Here is a 16,738-nt window from a genome sequence, read left to right on the forward strand (position 1 = left end):
GGTCCCGTCCGGATCGGCAACTGCTCCGGCTTCTACGGCGACCGCCTCTCCGCGATGCACGAGATGGTCACCGGCGGCGAGCTCGACTACGTCACCGGCGACTACCTCGCCGAGCTGACCATGCTCATCCTCGGCAAGGACACCCTCAAGGACCCGACCCTGGGGTACGCCCGCACGTTCGTACGCCAGTGCGAGCAGTCGCTCGGGGAGGCGCTCGAGCGGGGCGTCCGGATCGTCTCCAACGCCGGCGGCCTCAACCCGGCCGGCCTGGCCGACAAGGTGCGCGAGGTCGCCCGCGGCCTCGGGCTCGACGTCACCGTCGCCCACGTGGAGGGGGACGACCTGCGCGCCAAGGCCGCCGACCTCGGCTTCGACGGTGCACTGACCGCCAACGCGTACCTCGGCGGGTTCGGCATCGCCGCCGCCCTGCGCGGGGGCGCCGACGTCGTGGTCACCGGCCGTGTCACCGACGCCTCGGTGATCGTCGGACCGGCCGCGTTCCACCACGGCTGGACGTACGAGGACCTCGACCCGCTGGCCGGGGCAGTCGTGGCCGGCCACGTCATCGAGTGCGGCACCCACGCCACCGGCGGCAACTTCTCGGGCTTCCTGTCCCTGGCCGCCGAGGCCCGGGCCACCGCGCTCGGCTTCCCGCTCGCGGAGATCGCCGCCGACGGCAGCTGCGTCATCACCAAGCACGCCGGGACCGGCGGTGCGGTCACCGTCGACACCGTCACCGCCCAGATGGTCTACGAGATCCAGACCGGCACCTACCTCAACCCCGACGTCGCCGTCGACCTCACCTCCGTACGCCTCGCGCAGGTCGGCGAGGACCGGGTGGAGATCTCCGGCACCGTCGGCCACGCGCCGCCGGAGACCCTCAAGGTCTGCATCAACACCCTCGGCGGTCACCGCAACGCGATGGAGTTCCTGCTGACCGGCCTCGACGTCGCCGAGAAGGCGGCGTGGGTGCGTCAGCAGGTCACCGACCAGTGGGGTGACAACGCGCCGGAGACGGTCGAGTGGACCCTCGGCCCGGCGCCGGCCACCGACCCCGCGACGATCGGCGAGGCGTCGACGATCCTGCGTTGCGTGGCGCTCGACCCGGACCCGAAGGTCGCCGGCAAGGGGTTCACCGCCCCGGCCGTCGAGATCGCCCTGGCCTCGTACCCGGGTTGCACGCTGATGGCCCCGCCCGGCCAGGCCTCGCCGTACGCGATCTACCGCCCCGCGTACGTCTCGCGCGCCGAGCTGGAGCACACAGTGGTGCACCACGACGGCCGTCGTGAGGTGGTCGCCGACCCGACGTTCGGCACCTACGAAGACGGCCGCCCCGACGCCTCGCTCGCCGCTCCGGCGCTCGCGCTGGCCGAGCCCTCCGACCCCGTCGAGGTGCCCCTCGGACGCCTGGCCCACGCCCGCTCGGGCGACAAGGGCGGCAACGCCAACCTGGGCCTGTGGGTCCCGCGCGACTCCATCGCCGCGGCCGACGAGGCCACGTACCAGGCGCGGGTGCGGTGGCTGCTGACCACCGTCACCCCCGCCTGGGTGCGCCGGATGCTTCCGGAGGCGGCCGACCTGGAGGTCTCGGTGCACCAGCTGCGCAACCTGGGTGCCGTCAACGTCGTCATCACCGGGCTGCTGGGCGCCGGCGTGGCCGCGTCCACCCGTACCGACCCCCAGGCCAAGGCGCTGGGCGAGTGGATCCGTGCCCGCCTCGTCACCGTCGAGAAGGGACTGCTGTGATGACCACGGCCCAGGCCGAGCGCTCCACCCGTGAGGACCGCGCGGTCCTCCGGGAGGCGGCCGCCGAGTTCACCCGCCGCGAGATTGCGCCGTCCATCCAGGAGTGGGAGGACGCCGGCGCGCTCCCGCGGGAGCTGCACCGCAAGGCCGCGCAGGCGGGTCTGCTCGGCGTCGGGTTCACCGAGGCGGTCGGCGGCAGCGGCGGTGACCCGCTCGACACCATCGCCGTGCAGGAGGGGATGTTCGCCGAGGGTGCCTCCTCAGGCCTCATGTCGGCGCTGTTCACCCACGGCATCGCGGTCCCGCACATCGCCGCCCACGGGTCCGACGAGCTCAAGGAGCGGTGGGTCGCCCCGACGTTGGCCGGCGAGCTGATCGGCTCGCTCGGGATCACCGAGCCCGGCGGCGGCTCCGACGTGGGGGCGCTGCGTACCACCGCTGTGAGGGACGGTGACTCGTACGTCATCAACGGCGCCAAGACGTTCATCACCTCCGGCACCCGCGCCGACTTCGTGACCACCGCCGTACGCACCGGCGGCCCCGGCTCCGGTGGCATCTCGCTCGTGGTGGTCCCCACCGACACCCCCGGCTTCCGCGTGGACCGCAGGCTGGCCAAGATGGGCTGGCACTGCTCCGACACCGCCGAGCTGTCGTACACCGACGTCCGGGTGCCCGTGTCGAACCTGGTGGGTGAGGAGAACGTCGGCTTCCTCTACATCGCCGAGCAGTTCGTCGCCGAACGCCTCGCGCTGGCCGTCCACGGCTACGGCATCGCCGAGCGCAGCCTGCGGCTGACCGCGGAGTTCTGCCGGGAGCGGCAGACCTTCGGCGAGCCCCTGATCAAGCGCCAGTCCGTACGCCACACGCTGGTCGAGATGCGTCGCCAGGTCGAGGCGGCCCGCGCCCAGGCGCACGCGGTGGCGAACCTGTACGTCGATGTCGGGGTCACCCCCGAGACCATCGCGCAGGTCTGCCTGGCCAAGGAGACCGCCTGCCAGACCGCCACGTACGTCTGCGACCGGGCGGTGCAGCTGCACGGCGGCACCGGCTACATGCACGGCACCGAGGTGGAGCGGCACTACCGCGACGCCCGCCTGCTGCCGATCGGCGGCGGTGCCAGCGAGGTGCTCGCCGACCTCGCCGCCACGTTGCTGGGGTACGCGTCATGAAGCCACTCACTGAGGAAGTCACCGTCACCATGCACGCGCCCCTCGACGCCGTCTGGGCGTTGGTCAGCGACGTGACCCGGATCGGGGAGTTCTCCCCCGAGACGTTCGAGGCCAGGTGGACCCGCGGCAGCACCGGTCCCGAGGTCGGCGCCCACTTCGCCGGCCATGTGAAGCGCAACGGCGTCGGGCCGACGTACTGGAGTCCGTGCCGGGTGACGGTCTGCGAGCCGCCCCACGCGTTCGAGTTCGCCGTCGGCACCGACACCACCACGATCAACAACTGGGGCTACCGCCTGCGGCCCGACGGCGACGTCACCCACGTGACTGAGTACTTCCGCCTCGAGCCCTCCCTGCCCACCCGCCTCTACTGGCTGCTCCTCGGGCGCTGGCGCAGCCGTACGAACACCGAGGGGATGCGCACCACCTTGAACCGCATGAAGGACATCGTCGAGAAGGAGAGTGGCCGGTGACGACCACCGAGACCGAGCAGAGCCGCCGTGAGGCACACCTGGCCAAGCTGGCCGACCTCGACGCCGAGCACGCCAAGGCCGTGGCCGGCGGCGGCGAGAAGTACGTCGAGCGCCACCACGCGCGCGGCAAGCTGCTGCCGCGCGAGCGCATCGAGCTGCTCGTCGACGAGGGCTCCGCCTTCCTCGAGCTCAGCCCGCTGGCCGGCTGGGGCTCCGACTTCACCGTCGGCGCCTCGGTGGTGTGCGGCATCGGCGTCGTGTCCGGCGTCGAGTGCGTGATCACCGCCAACGACCCCACCGTGAAGGGTGGCGCGTCGAACCCGTGGACGCTGAAGAAGACGTTCCGGGCCGCCCAGATCGCCGAGGAGAACGGTCTGCCGATGATCTCCCTGGTCGAGTCGGCCGGCGCCGACCTGCCGACGCAGAAGGAGATCTTCATCCCCGGCGGCAAGATCTTCCGCGACCTGACCCGCGCCTCGGCCCGACGCGTACCGACGATCGCGCTGGTCTTCGGCAACTCCACCGCCGGCGGCGCGTACGTCCCCGGCATGAGCGACTACACCGTCATGGTCAAGGAGCAGGCGAAGGTGTTCCTCGCCGGCCCGCCGCTGGTCAAGATGGCCACCGGTGAGGAGACCGACGACGAGTCGCTGGGCGGCGCCGAGATGCACGCCCGCACCTCCGGCCTGGCCGACTTCCTGGCCGAGGACGAGCAGGATGCGATCCGGCTGGGACGTCGCATCGTGGCGCGGCTCAACTGGCGCAAGGCCGTCGGTGAACCGACCGGGTACGCCGAGCCGGTGCTCGACCCCGAGGAGCTCCTCGACCTGGTCCCGACCGACCTCAAGGAGCCGTTCGACCCGCGCGAGGTGATCCTGCGCATCGTTGATGGGGTCTCGGCCACCAACGAGGTCGCGTTCGACGAGTTCAAGCCGCTGTACGGCTCGTCGCTGTGCGTCGGCTGGGCCCGCCTGCACGGTCGCGAGATCGGGATCCTGGCCAACGCCCAGGGCGTGCTGTTCAGCGAGGAGGCGCAGAAGGCGACGCAGTTCATCCAGCTCGCCAACGCCAAGAACACGCCGCTGCTGTTCCTGCACAACACCACCGGCTACATGGTCGGCAAGGAGTACGAGCAGGGCGGCATCATCAAGCACGGCGCGATGATGATCAACGCGGTCTCCAACTCCACGGTGCCGCACATCTCGGTGGTCATCGGCGCCTCGTACGGTGCCGGCAACTACGGCATGAACGGCCGCGCGTACGACCCGCGGTTCATGTTCACCTGGCCCAACGCCAAGTCCGCCGTCATGGGCCCGGCCCAGCTGGCGGGCGTCCTGTCGATCGTCTCCCGCGCCGCGGCCGAGGCGAAGGGCAAGACGTACGACGAGGAGGCCGACGCCGGCATGCGTGCCATGGTCGAGGCCATGGTCGAGGAGCAGTCCCTGCCGTACGTGCTCTCCGGGATGCTCTACGACGACGGGGTCATCGACCCGCGCGACACCCGCACCGTCCTCGGCATCGCCTTCTCCGCCATCGACACCCGGCCGACCGAGGGCGCCACGTCCTTCGGCGTCTTCAGGATGTGAGTCCCTTGGTTTCCAGCATCAACCGTCTGCTCGTCGCCAACCGCGGCGAGATCGCCCGCCGCGTCTTCGCGACGGCCCGCCGCCTCGGCATCGAGACCGTCGCGGTCCACTCCGACGCCGACGCCGACCTGCCCTTCGTGACCGAGGCCGACCTGGCCGTACGCCTGCCCGGCAGCACGCCCGCCGAGACGTACCTGCGCGCCGACCTGGTCATCGAGGCCGCGCGGAGGACCGGTGCGGACGCGATCCACCCCGGCTACGGCTTCCTGTCGGAGAACGCCGAGTTCGCCGCCGCCGTCGAGGCCGCGGGCCTCGTCTGGGTCGGCCCGACGGCCGACTCGATCGTCGCGATGGGCTCCAAGGTCGGCTCCAAGGACCTGATGCGCGCCGCCGGCGTGCCCGTTCTGGAGGCGCCCGAGTCGCCGACCGAGGCGGACCTGCCGCTGCTGGTCAAGGCGTCCGCCGGTGGTGGCGGTCGCGGCATGCGGATCGTCCGCGACCTGGCCGCCCTCGAGGGCGAGATCGCGCTCGCCTCGGCCGAGGCGGCCTCCGCGTTCGGGGACGGCACCGTCTTCGTGGAGCCGTACGTCGAGGCCGGCCGGCACGTCGAGGTCCAGGTCGTGGGTGACGGCCACGGCGACGTGCTGGTCTTCGGGGAGCGCGACTGCACCGTGCAGCGGCGCCACCAGAAGGTCGTCGAGGAGGCCCCGGCCCCGCGCCTGCCCGCCCACGTCGCCAAGGAGCTGCACGAGGCTGCCCGTCGGGCCGCCGCCGCGATCGACTACCGCGGTGCCGGCACCGTGGAGTTCCTGTACGACCCGGCCGCCGAGCGGTTCTTCTTCCTGGAGATGAACACCCGCCTGCAGGTCGAGCACCCGGTCACCGAGCTCGTCCACGGCGTCGACCTGGTCGAGCTGCAGCTGGCCGTGGCCCAGGGGGAGGCGGCTGACACCTTCGCCGCCCTCCAGGCCGCGCCGCCCGCGGTCAACGGGCACGCGATCGAGGTGCGCCTGTACGCCGAGGACTCCGCCTGGACGCCGCAGTCGGGCCGCCTGGTCACCCTCGAGCTCGACGCCGAGGCCGAGTTCGGTCCGCTGCAGCGCGCCGGGATCCGCCTCGACTCCGGCTTCGCGTCGGGCAACGAGGTCGGCACCCACTACGACGCCATGCTGGCCAAGGTCATCTCCTGGGCACCTACGCGTGCGCAGGCGATCCGCCAGCTGGTCTCGGCGCTGCGCCGGGCCCGCATCCACGGACTCACGGTCAACCGGGAGCAGTTGGTCGAGATCCTCTCCGACCCCGCCTTCGCGGCGATGGACGTGACGACCTCGTGGCTGGAGACCCGTGAGGCCGCCGTGGTCGCGCCGGTGACCGGGAGCACCCCGTCAGCGGTCGCCGCTGCGCTGCTCCTGGCCGCCGACGCGGCGTCGCGCCGTACGGTCCAGCGGGGCATCCCCGCCGCCTGGCGCAACGTGGTCTCCCAGCCGCAGCAGACGACGCTTGTGCCGCAGGGCCGCGACGAGGAGGTCGTCGTCGAGTGGCTCGGCACCCGTGACGGGTTCGTGGTCGACGGGATGACCGTGCTGGCCGCAACCCCGCAGGCAGTTCGGCTCGAGGTCGACGGGGTCGCGCGGACGTACGCCGGTCGGATCGTGAACTGCCTGCGTACCGGTGCCCGTGAGGTCTTCCTCGACGGCCCCGAGGGCGCGTCGTCGTGGCGCAACCCGCCGCGCTTCACCGACCCCGCCGACCAGGTGGTCGCCGGCTCGCTGCTCGCCCCGATGCCGGGCAGCGTGATCAGCGTGTCCGTCGCGGAGGGGGAGACCGTCTCGGCCGGCCAGCTGCTGCTGGTGATGGAGGCCATGAAGATGCAGCACAGCATCGCCGCACCCACCGACGGCGTGGTCACCGCGCTCAACGTGGCCGCGGGCACCCAGGTGGAGGCCGGTCAGGTCCTCGCCGTCGTCGAGGAGCCGTCGCAGGCAGGAGAGCAGGCATGACCCAGAACCCCTTCACCGAGTCCGAGGAGCGCACCGAGCTGCGCAAGGCGGTCTTCGCGCTGGCCAGCAAGTACGGCCACACCTACATCGCCGAGAAGGCCCGCACCGGCGGCAAGGTCACCGAGCTGTGGTCCGACATGGGCAAGCACGGCTTCCTGGGCGTCAACATCGCGGAGGAGTACGGCGGTGGCGGCGGCGGCATCGGCGACCTGGCTGCCGTGCTGGAGGAGGCGGCCGCGGCCGGTGCCCCGATGCTGATGATGGTCGTCTCGCAGGCCATCTGCGGCTCGGTCATCTCCCGCTTCGGCACCGACGCCCAGAAGCAGCGCTGGCTGCCCGGCATCGCCTCGGGCGAGTACACGATGGCGTTCGCGATCACGGAGGCCGACGCCGGCTCCAACTCGCACAACATCACCACCACCGCCACGCGCGACGGCGACGAGTGGGTCCTCAAGGGCCAGAAGACGTTCATCTCCGGCGTGGACGAGGCCGACGGGATCCTGGTCGTCGGTCGTACGGCCGACGCGAAGTCGGGCAAGCTCAAGCCCTGCCTGTTCGTGGTCCCCACCGACGCCGAGGGTCTGGAGAAGCAGGTCATCGAGATGACCTTCGACGCGCCGGAGAAGCAGTGGACGCTGTTCCTCGACGACGTACGCCTGCCCGCCGACGCGCTCGTCGGCGACGAGGACGCCGGGCTGCTGCAGCTCTTCGCCGGGCTCAACCCCGAGCGCATCATGGGGGCGGCGTACTCCAACGGCATGTCGCGCTTCGCGCTGGCCAAGGCCGTCGAGTACGCCAAGACCCGCACCGTCTGGAAGGGCGCCGCGATCGGCTCCCACCAGGCCATCGCGCACCCGCTGGCGAAGGTCAAGATCGAGCTGGAGCAGTCCAAGCTGCTGCAGCAGAAGGCGGCAGCGCTGTACGACGCAGGCGATGACATGGGGGCCGGCGAGTACGCGAACATGGCGAAGTACGCGGCCGGCGAGGTGGCCTGCAACTCCACCGACGTCGCCGTGCACACCCACGGAGGCTCCGGCCTCACCTCCGAGCTGGGCCTGGCCAACATGCTGGTCGCTGCCCGCCTCGGTCGGATCGCGCCGGTGAGCCGGGAGATGATCCTCAACTTCGTGGCGATGCACTCCCTCGGCCTGCCGAAGTCGTACTGACGGAGTTCCCCACCTCTGGTCGGTTTCACCCACCTGTGGTCGGTTTCCCCGCCTTGGCGGGGAAACCGACCACAGGTGGGTGTTGCAACCCCCACAACGTGTCGAAGTCCCCGCCAAGGCGGGGAAACCGACGCAAGGGGACCAACCCCGACAACCCGACCCAGCGGTCTGGTCAGTTCTTCGACGGCCGCCACCCAGCGGGTCAACAATGGGAGCGGCCTCCGGGCACCCGTCCGGCGGAGGTGGAGGTGATCCGTGAACCACGCCGCGAACAGGTCGTGGCCGGTCCTGCCGCGCCCCGCCCTGACCCGTGAGGTCCTCGACCTGCTGGCCTCCACCAACGTGCTGCTCTGCGGGCCTCCCGGGATCGGCAAGTCCGGGGTGGCCGCGTACTGCGCTGCGAAGGCCGAGCAGACCGGCGCCGAGGTGGTCCGGATCAGCGGGCGGGAGGGGCTGCCGCAGGACTGGGCGCCGCCGGCGGGGCGGCCCCTGCTCGTCGTCGACGACCTCGACCAGCTCGATGCCTCGAGTGCGGCCCTCCTCGCCCGGGCGATGACCGCGAGCGCCTCGCCGCGGCTCCTCGCCACCGCCCGGCTCGTCCCGGCCTGCCCGCCCGCGCTGGCGCGCCTGCTGCTGGAGGACCGGATGGTGCGGGTCGACGTGCCGGCCCTGCGTACCGGTGAGGTCAGGACCCTGCTCGAGTCGGCGCTCTCCTCGCGGGTCGTGGAGGAGACGGTCGTCGAGATCCACCGGGTCAGCGACGGGCTGCCCCTCCACGTCCGGGAGCTCGTACGGGGGCTGGACGCCGCCGGCCGGTGGCACCGCGAGCCCGCGGGTCTGCTGCAGGCCGACGTCAGCGCCCCCCTGCCCCAGCTCACCGACCTCGTCGAGATCTCGGTGGCGCACCTGTCGGACGCCGAGCGGGAGGCGCTCGACCTGGTGGCCCTGTCCGGTTCGTTGACGGTCGAGTCGGCCGTGCTCGTGTGCGGGGAGGACGCGGTCGCGACCCTGGTGGACCACGGTCTGCTGCGGGAGGGACGGAGGTCGGGGCAGGAGGCTGTCGTACGGATCGCCAGCAGCCTGCACGCCCGGGTGCTGCGCGCCCAGGTCCCGGCCGTACGCAGGCTGGACCTCCACCGCCGTATGACGGACCACGCCGGGCGGGGTGCCCTGCCGGCCTCGCGCTGGGTGGAGTGGGGCCTGGCGGTGGGGGAGGTGATCGGTGCCGACGAGATCGTCGACGCCGCACGGACCGCGGCCGCGGATGGCGAGTGGACCCTGGCCGTACGCCTGGCGGACGCGGTGATCGAGCGCATCCCGGCGGGGGGCCGGCACGGGCTGGCCCTGGTCGACGCCCTCATCCTGCGGGCCTTCGAGCGGCGCTTCGCAGGACGGCCCGAGCAGGCCGCCGACGACCTCGCGCGAGGGCTCGAGGCGTGGGGGCGTCTGCGCGACGAGGTCGCCACGGAGGCTGCCGCCGACCGGCTGATCCACCTGACCCATCACCAGGCCGACCTGCTGCAGTACACCTTCGACCAGCCCGAGCAGGCGGTCGCGGTGTGCCGCGCGACGATGGCGGACTTCGACGCCGAGCCAGGCTGGGCGCCGTACCGGGGCGTGGTCGAGCTGGACGCGGCGGCCCGGTCCTTCTGGGCCGGTGAGCCGGACGCCGCCCGCGCCCTGGGCACTGATCTGGGCCTGGCGTCGGGGCGGGCCGTCCCGGCGCACCTGAGCCCGCACCACCTGCGGCTGGTGGCCCCGTTGGTGCTGGTTCGGGGGTTCGAGGGTGACCTGACGGCGGCCCTCGACCTCGTACGCCGCCTGGAGCCCCAGGTGGTCGCCGCCTCTGCGCACCTGCCGTGGACCCACGCCGAGCTGCGGTCCGCGGTCTTCCTGGCCCGGGTCCACTGCGGGGACGCCACGTCGGGGTGGTGGACCGAGGAGGAGCCCGTCGCGGCGACCACGGACCCGGCGGTGGTCCGGGCGGGCGAGGGCCGCGTGGCGGCGATGCTGGGGGACTGGGCGTTCGCGGCTGAGGCCCTGGCCGACGCCAGGCACGCGCTGGCGCGCATCGACCCGAGCGGGATGAGGCCGTGGGTGCTGGCCGTCGAGTCGTTCGTGCGCGCCATGAGGGGCGAGGTCGGTACGGCCGCGGCGCTGCTGGCGGAGTACGACGCCGGAACCCCGCTGATCTCGCGCGGGCTGGCGCCCGACACGCAGCCGTGGCTGGCGCGGACCCTGCTGGCGACGGGACGCCCGGACGAGGCGGTCGAACGCGCCCGACGGTTGCAGGGGTGGGCCCGCGAGCGGGGGTACGCCCTGGTCGAGGCCGAGGCGTTGCACCTCGTGGGGGTGGCCGCCCCGGGGCGGGTCACGTCCGACGACCTGGCGCGGTCCGACGAGCTGGCGATCCGCTGCCCCAACGTGCTGGCGGACCTCTTCGCGACCCACCTGCGTGCCGTTGCTCGAGGGGACGACCCGGTGCGTTCGGCGACCGAGCAGCGCCTGGCCGGGCTCGGGCGGTGGTTGCCCTCCCCGGCTGCCTCCGGTGGTTCGGCGGGGAGCCTGTCGCGGCGTGAGCGGGAGGTGGCGACGCTGGTGGCTGCCGGGTTGCCCTCCTCGGCGATCGCCGAGCGCCTGGCCCTGTCCACACGCACCGTGGAGAGCCACCTGGGCCGGATCTACACGAAGCTCGGCGTCAGGCGCCGCGCTGACGTGGGAGCGGCGCTGCAGGACTCGGGCGTCCACGGACCCGTGGTCCGCAGCGACTGACCTGGCTCGGCCCGGCGGGCCCGTTTCCGGACCCGCCGAACCACCCCCCGTGCTCGTGCGGCGGCTGAACGGTGCCCCCCACCTCACCCGCCTGTGCACGTGGGCCCGCGGTCCACGGACGTGCCGGACCTCGGGTACCCCAGCACGAGGGTGCCGTGCGGACGGTGTGCCCACATCGGTAATCGGTACTCAATTCCGTCCGGTGGCGACGTGGGCCCCCAGTCCGCTGCCGCCTAGGATCTCCCCGTGAGCGGCACCCTCGTAGCGAAGGACCTGGCCGGGGGTCACGGCCACCGCACCCTCTTCGAGGGGCTCGACCTGACGGTCTCGCCGGGCGAGGTCGTCGGGGTGCTGGGCGCCAACGGGTCGGGCAAGTCGACGCTGCTGCAGATCCTCGCCGGGCGTCTCGAGCCGCTGGGCGGCAGCGTCCACCTCGCGCCGGCCGACGCGTTCGTCGGCTGGTTGCCCCAGGAGCACGAGCGCCTCGAGGGCGAGACGGTCTCCGGGTACGTCGCCCGCCGTACGGGGGCCGCCGAGGCGACGGCTCGGATGGAGGAGACGGCGGCCGCGCTGGGCTCCGACGAGCCGGGCGCCGACGACGCGTACGCGGTGGCCTTCGACCGCTGGATGGCCAGCGGCGCCGCCGACCTCGACGACCGCCTGCCGGGCGTGCTGGCCGACCTCGGCCTCGACGTGGGTGCTGACGCGCCCATGACGGGCCTGTCGGGTGGGCAGGTCGCGCGGGTCGCCCTGGCGGCGCTGCTGCTGAGCCGCTTCGACGTGGTGCTGCTCGACGAGCCCACCAACGACCTCGACCTCGCCGGGCTGGAGACTCTGGAGACGTTCGTACGGGGACTGCGCGCGGGTGTCGTGCTGGTCTCCCACGACCGCGAGTTCCTGGCGCGGTGCGCGACCCGCATCGTCGAGCTCGACCTGGCGCAGAACGAGGTGACCGTCCACGACGGCGGGTACGAGTCGTTCCTCGTCGAGCGGGCGACCGCGAAGCGGCACGCGCGGGAGGCGTACGAGGAGTTCGCCGACAAGAAGGCCGACCTGGTCTCCCGCGCCCGCACCCAGCGCGAGTGGTCCTCCCAGGGCGTGCGCAACGCGATGAAGAAGTCGCCCGACAACGACAAGGTGCGCCGCAAGGCACAGAGCGAGTCGAGCGAGAAGCAGGCGCAGAAGGTGCGCCAGATGGAGTCCCGCATCGCCCGGCTTGAGGAGGTCGCCGAGCCGCGCAAGGAGTGGGTGCTGCAGTTCGACATCGCCGCGGCGCCCCGCGGGTCGTCGGTCGCCGCCACGCTCGACGCTGCGGTCGTGCGCCGTGGTGATTTCACGCTCGGCCCGGTCTCCCTGCAGGTCGCGGCCGGCGACCGGATCGGCATCACCGGCCCCAACGGTGCCGGCAAGTCGACCCTGCTCAACCTCCTGCTCGGGGAGATCGGGCCCGACGAGGGTCGCGCCTCGCTGGGGGCCACCGTCGCGATCGGCCGGATCGACCAGGCCCGGACCGGGCTGGCCGACGACCTGGCGCTGGGCGACGCGTTCGAGGCGGTCCTGCCCGACTTGGCGCCCGCGGACGTGCGCACCCTGCTCGCCAAGTTCGGCCTCAAGGCGGACCACGTCGCCAGTCGGGTCGGACGCCTCTCCGGCGGTGAACGGACCCGGGCGGCGATGGCGCTGCTGCAGGCGCGCGGGGTGAACCTGCTCGTCCTGGACGAGCCCACCAACCACCTCGACCTTCCCGCGATCGAGCAGCTCGAGCAGGCGCTGGCCTCGTACGAGGGGACGCTGCTGCTGGTCTCCCACGACCGCCGGCTCCTGGACAACGTACAGCTGGAGCGGCGCTGGGAGGTCGACGGCGGCCAGGTCGTCGTCGTGCGCTGAGGTCTCAGCGTCGCGCGTACCGGGCGATGAGCCGCCAACCCAGCAGCGTCGCCGCGTTGAAGAGGGTCGCGACGACGATGAACGGGGTGGCGGTGCCGTCGCCGCTGACCTTGCGGATCACCATGCCCGCGGCGACGGTGATCACCCAGACCAGCAGGCCGGAGAGGATCTCGTCGGCCCGCCGCCCGGCCGCCAGGAGCACGCCGTGCGCACCGAGGAGCGCCAGGAGGAACGGCCAGGCGGTGCTGACGACGCCGGCCGGGGTGAGCTCGTCGGCGTGCGTCCAGTAGCCGATCGCCGCGAAGACGACGACCAGCACGGCGTCGATCCCGAGGACGGCAGCGCGGGAGAGCGGTCGGGCGGGGGCGGGGGCGGTGCCGGTCATGTCCCGATTGTGACAGCCGGGCACCCGGCGTTCTCGAACCCGGGTCGCCACCCCTCGCGGCACCGGCCCGAACCTCAAGATTGGCTCAAAACGACTCGTCGGGTGCCGCCCGCTGGCAGCGTTCGCCCGTCAGGACGGCCCCGTCCTGCGTGACCCGGACAGAGTCCCATGGAGCACACCAGCCCGACCAGTCGCCGTACGGTCGTCCGCGCGGCGGCGTGGAGCGTGCCGGCGGTCGGAGCGGTCAGCGCGGCCCCGGCCTTTGCCGCTACCACGCCCTTCGTGCCGGAGACGGGCGCCTTCCTGATGGCCACCGGAGCTGTGTCGGGCGCGTCGCGCGACACGTTCACGGTGACGTCGACCGGCGTCGCGGACCCGATCACGCTCACCGTCAGGGTGGCTGAGCTGTTGAACACCGCGGCGCTGGGGGCGTACGAGGGTGCCAACCGGAACTTCGACGTGGTGCCGATCGACGAGGCCGGTGCGGCCGCGCCGCAGAACGGCCTGCTGCTGCAGTTCCACCACACGGGGGACTACACGTACCAGACCCGGTACAGCCTCCAGTTCAGCCGACCCGTGACCAGTCTGCGGTTCCGCGTCGCGGGGTTGTCGTCCTACCGGATCCAGGAGGCGGTGGAGATGCGGCCCGCTCTCGCCGCCGCCGGGTCGGGGGTCGCAGTCAGCGACTACGGCACCTCGACGATGCTGGTGTCCAGATGGGAGTACCAGAGCGCTGGGCTGCCCTCGGACCCGGTCTGCCAGACCGTGCTCACGGGCGGCAGCACGTACAGCTCCCTGAGGCTGGACGCGTGGCGAGCGGGCGGCTGGGGGGCAGTGGCGGACTCGACGTTCGAGGCGTACCTCGGCGACATCTCCTTCACCACCGTCGGACCGTGACGTCGGACCGGAGAGGATGACCCCATGACTGTCTTCCGCCCCGGTTGGGACGCCCTGCCCGCCCCGCTCGCCGCGTTCTACGCCGAGTACCAGCTGAACACCCTCACCACGCTGCGCCCGGACGGCCGGCCGCACGTGGTGCCGGTCGGGGTGGCCCTGGACCCCGAGCAGGGATGCGCGTGGGTGATCACCCGCGACGGCTCGCGCAAGGTCCGCAACCTGCGCGCCGCAGCCGAGTCCGGTACGCCCGGGCACGTCGCCGTCTGCCAGGTCGACGGGCCGCGGTGGTCCACGATCGAGGGCCGCGGCACGGTGCTCATGGACGACGCCTCCACGACGCGGGCGGTGGGGCTCTACTCCGCGCGGTACGGCCGGGAGGCCGACAACGGCCCGGACCGGGCCGTGATCCGGATCGAGGTCGACCGGTTCGTGCACGGCCCGGCGCTCCTGGGCTGAGGACGGCCTGCCGCGCTGCCTCAGGGCTCGCTCAAGGTTTGCCCAAGAAGGGCGGCCCCGGGACCACCCAGTGGCAGGGTCGTACTCACGGGGGCCGAGTGGTCCCCGCGATGTGAGGTGGCCAGATGCGGTGGACCGACGTCGACGGCGATCGGGACACGGTGGAGGTGGGAGCGGGATGATCCCCTCGTTCCCGTCCGGCTTCCGGCCGCCCCCGCCCACGGGTGCGGGAAGTGTCGGTGGCCGGTGGCAGAGTGACGACGTGGCGAAGAAGATCGAGCGTCCCTTGGTCCCCGAGGAGTGGGTGCTGCGCGTCGGCGCGACCCTGCTCCCGCTGCCCGAGGTGTACGAGGAGAACGCCTGGGTGGGCACCCGCTGGAGGGTGCGTGGTGCCACGGTGGCCCACGTGTTCGGTGGTGAGGACCAGCTGTACCGGATCACGTTCCGCGGCGAGCCCGGCGAGGTGGCCGCGTTCGCGCACCTGGGCGAGCCGTACTTCAAGGTGGAGTGGGGCGACAACGTCATCGGGATGGTGCTCGACGAGGACACCGACTGGGAGGAGCTCGCCGAGCTGCTCACCGACTCCTACTGCCTGCAGGCTCCGGCCGGCCTGGCCGAGCAGGTGTCGCGGCCTCCGGCGACCGGCTCCTGAGCCGGTACGTCGCCGTGGGCGTCATGGGGATGCCCGCCACGTGGGAACGCGCGCCGATCCGTCCTACCGTCGGGTAGGCATCGGGCAGGATGTGACCCATGACTCAGACCACGCCTGCCGTCGAGCTCGTCCACTACGAGAGCGCCGACGGCATCGCCACGATCACCCTCGACAGCCCGCACAACCGCAACGCGTTGAGCACCCAGCTGGTCACCGAGCTGTTCGCCGCGGTGGAGCGCGCGGGGGCCGACGCCGAGGTGCGCGTGGTGCTGGTGCAGAGCTCCGGCAAGGTGTTCTGCTCGGGCGCTGACCTGTCCGAGGCGTCGACGGTCGGGATGGAGGCCGGCACCCGGCGGATCATCCAGCTCCAGCGGCTCATCGCGACGCTCGACAAGCCGGTCGTCACCAAGAACCTCGGGGCCGTACGCGCCGGTGGCATCGGCATCATCGCCTCCGCCGACGTCGCGATCAGCGCCGAGGAAGCCACGTTCGCGCTGACCGAGGTCAAGCTCGGCCTCGCCGCCGCGATCATCTCGCTCACCGTCTTCCACCGGATGCACAACCGCGCCGCCGCGCTCACCGCCCTGGGCGGCGAGGTGTTCAGCGGCGCCGAGGCTGCCGCGTACGGGTTGGTGACGAAGGCGGTGCCCGCCGCCGACCTCGACGACGAGGTGGCGAAGGTCTGCGCGAGCCTGGCCACCGGCGCCCTGCAGGGCCTGCGGGAGACGAAGAAGATCCTCAACGCCGACCTGGTCGCCACGATCGACGCCAAGGGCGAGGAGATGGCGACCCTCTCGGCGCGCCTCTTCGGCTCCGACGAGGCGCGCGAGGCGATGACGGCGTTCCTGTCGCGGCCCAAGGGCTGAGGTCGCCGGGCGGGCGTCATGCGTACGGGGGTCGCGCCCGCCTTGCGTCATCCCGATGCGCACCTATAGGTGCGGGTTCGTATGACGCAGGCCGGCTGGCGGAGGGCCTCGTATGACGCGCGCCGTCGCGCGGAGGGTTCGTATGACGCACCCCCGGCACCCCGGGCGCCCCCCGCACCCCCGGCAAGAAAGTTCCGCACGACAGGCAACCCCGTGAACACCCCACCGGGTATCAACGGTCATGACAGCAACGATCGCCACGACGGCGACCCACGACCGCTCGGGAGGGTCCGTGAGCACGTCCGACGACTTCGACGCGTTCGTCGCGGCCCGCTCGTCGGCGCTGCTGCGGACCGCCTACCTCCTCACCCGTGACCACGGGCTCGCCGAGGACCTGCTGCAGACCTCGCTGACCAAGGCGTGGTTCGCCTGGGGCCGCGTCGACGGCGACCCCGAGCCGTACGTCCGCCGCATCCTCGTCAACACGTACGCCAGCTGGTGGCGCCGCAGGTGGAACGGGGAGCGCGCCACCGACCGGCTGCCCGAGTCGCCCGGGCCCGACGAGTCGGCCGGTGCGGACGCCAGCCACGACCTGTGGCAGGCGCTGGGACGCCTGCCCCGCAGGCAGCGGGTCGTGGTGGTGCTGCGCTTCTTCGAGGACCTCTCGGTCGCGGAGACGGCCGCCG

Annotated in this window: 14 protein-coding genes; 13 read left to right on the plus strand and 1 reads right to left on the minus strand. The window is 72.5% G+C overall.

The genetic code is table 11. From position 1 onward, the window contains the following. The 8 genes from ACI379_RS16350 to ACI379_RS16385 form a co-directional block, all read left to right on the plus strand. On the plus strand, positions 1–1,746 hold a 1,746-nt coding region (locus tag ACI379_RS16350; RefSeq protein ID WP_439793183.1), incomplete at its 5' end, for an acyclic terpene utilization AtuA family protein. Continuing rightward, on the plus strand, positions 1,746–2,915 hold the full coding sequence (locus ACI379_RS16355) for an acyl-CoA dehydrogenase family protein (RefSeq protein ID WP_439793184.1): 1,170 nt from the start codon (positions 1,746–1,748) through the stop codon (positions 2,913–2,915). The genes ACI379_RS16350 and ACI379_RS16355, both read left to right, overlap by 1 nt. Beyond that, entirely contained in the window at positions 2,912–3,385 is a 474-nt protein-coding gene (locus tag ACI379_RS16360; protein WP_439793185.1) for an SRPBCC family protein, read from the plus strand. The genes ACI379_RS16355 and ACI379_RS16360 overlap by 4 nt, the downstream gene beginning before the upstream one ends. Next, complete coding sequence (locus ACI379_RS16365; RefSeq protein WP_439793186.1) at positions 3,382–4,971, plus strand: acyl-CoA carboxylase subunit beta; 1,590 nt, start codon at positions 3,382–3,384, stop codon at positions 4,969–4,971. The genes ACI379_RS16360 and ACI379_RS16365 overlap by 4 nt, the downstream gene beginning before the upstream one ends. Positions 4,972–4,976: 5 nt before the next feature. Next, the gene (locus ACI379_RS16370; protein ID WP_439793187.1) at positions 4,977–6,971 is read left to right on the plus strand and encodes a biotin carboxylase N-terminal domain-containing protein; all 1,995 of its coding nucleotides are present in this window, start codon (positions 4,977–4,979) and stop codon (positions 6,969–6,971) included. Beyond that, entirely contained in the window at positions 6,968–8,137 is a 1,170-nt protein-coding gene (locus tag ACI379_RS16375; RefSeq protein ID WP_439793188.1) for an acyl-CoA dehydrogenase family protein, read from the plus strand. Before ACI379_RS16370 ends, ACI379_RS16375 begins: the two co-directional genes overlap by 4 nt. Before the next feature lie 255 nt (positions 8,138–8,392). Continuing rightward, entirely contained in the window at positions 8,393–10,909 is a 2,517-nt protein-coding gene (locus tag ACI379_RS16380; RefSeq protein ID WP_439793189.1) for a LuxR C-terminal-related transcriptional regulator, read from the plus strand. 246 nt (positions 10,910–11,155) lie between these two features. Next, complete coding sequence (locus tag ACI379_RS16385) at positions 11,156–12,796, plus strand: ABC-F family ATP-binding cassette domain-containing protein (RefSeq protein ID WP_439793190.1); 1,641 nt, start codon at positions 11,156–11,158, stop codon at positions 12,794–12,796. A gap of 4 nt (positions 12,797–12,800) precedes the next feature. Here ACI379_RS16385 and ACI379_RS16390 read toward each other — a convergent pair whose 3' ends face one another. Then, complete coding sequence (locus ACI379_RS16390; protein ID WP_439793191.1) at positions 12,801–13,181, minus strand: DUF3054 domain-containing protein; 381 nt, start codon at positions 13,179–13,181, stop codon at positions 12,801–12,803. A 168-nt stretch (positions 13,182–13,349) separates the two neighbouring features. Between ACI379_RS16390 and ACI379_RS16395 the strand changes: the two genes are divergently transcribed. From ACI379_RS16395 to ACI379_RS16415, 5 genes are all read left to right on the plus strand, one after another. Next, positions 13,350–14,078 carry a hypothetical protein gene (locus ACI379_RS16395; RefSeq protein ID WP_439793192.1) on the plus strand — a complete coding sequence of 243 codons (729 nt, stop codon included), beginning with the start codon at positions 13,350–13,352 and terminating at the stop codon, positions 14,076–14,078. Between the two features lie 24 nt (positions 14,079–14,102). Next, entirely contained in the window at positions 14,103–14,534 is a 432-nt protein-coding gene (locus ACI379_RS16400; RefSeq protein WP_439793193.1) for a pyridoxamine 5'-phosphate oxidase family protein, read from the plus strand. Between the two features lie 262 nt (positions 14,535–14,796). Continuing rightward, a complete protein-coding gene (locus ACI379_RS16405) occupies positions 14,797–15,186 on the plus strand; it encodes an MmcQ/YjbR family DNA-binding protein (protein WP_439793194.1) in 390 nt (129 codons plus the stop codon). A gap of 98 nt (positions 15,187–15,284) precedes the next feature. Continuing rightward, a complete protein-coding gene (locus ACI379_RS16410; RefSeq protein ID WP_439793195.1) occupies positions 15,285–16,052 on the plus strand; it encodes an enoyl-CoA hydratase-related protein in 768 nt (255 codons plus the stop codon). A 292-nt stretch (positions 16,053–16,344) separates the two neighbouring features. Beyond that, positions 16,345–16,738: SigE family RNA polymerase sigma factor (locus tag ACI379_RS16415; RefSeq protein WP_439793196.1), on the plus strand; the 394-nt coding region annotated here is incomplete at its 3' end.

The organism is Nocardioides sp. (assembly GCF_051876515.1).
Classification (GTDB): domain Bacteria; phylum Actinomycetota; class Actinomycetes; order Propionibacteriales; family Nocardioidaceae; genus Nocardioides.

What these genes read in the sequence shown, in the direction of transcription:
- ACI379_RS16410 (WP_439793195.1), top strand. Translation starts at nt 15,285, where the DNA reads ATGACTCAGACCACGCCTGCCGTCGAGCTCGTCCACTACGAGAGCGCC.
- ACI379_RS16390 (WP_439793191.1), bottom strand. Translation starts at nt 13,181, where the DNA reads ATGACCGGCACCGCCCCCGCCCCCGCCCGACCGCTCTCCCGCGCTGCC.
- ACI379_RS16400 (WP_439793193.1), top strand. Translation starts at nt 14,103, where the DNA reads ATGACTGTCTTCCGCCCCGGTTGGGACGCCCTGCCCGCCCCGCTCGCC.
- ACI379_RS16395 (WP_439793192.1), top strand. Translation starts at nt 13,350, where the DNA reads ATGGAGCACACCAGCCCGACCAGTCGCCGTACGGTCGTCCGCGCGGCG.
- ACI379_RS16355 (WP_439793184.1), top strand. Translation starts at nt 1,746, where the DNA reads ATGACCACGGCCCAGGCCGAGCGCTCCACCCGTGAGGACCGCGCGGTC.
- ACI379_RS16360 (WP_439793185.1), top strand. Translation starts at nt 2,912, where the DNA reads ATGAAGCCACTCACTGAGGAAGTCACCGTCACCATGCACGCGCCCCTC.
- ACI379_RS16375 (WP_439793188.1), top strand. Translation starts at nt 6,968, where the DNA reads ATGACCCAGAACCCCTTCACCGAGTCCGAGGAGCGCACCGAGCTGCGC.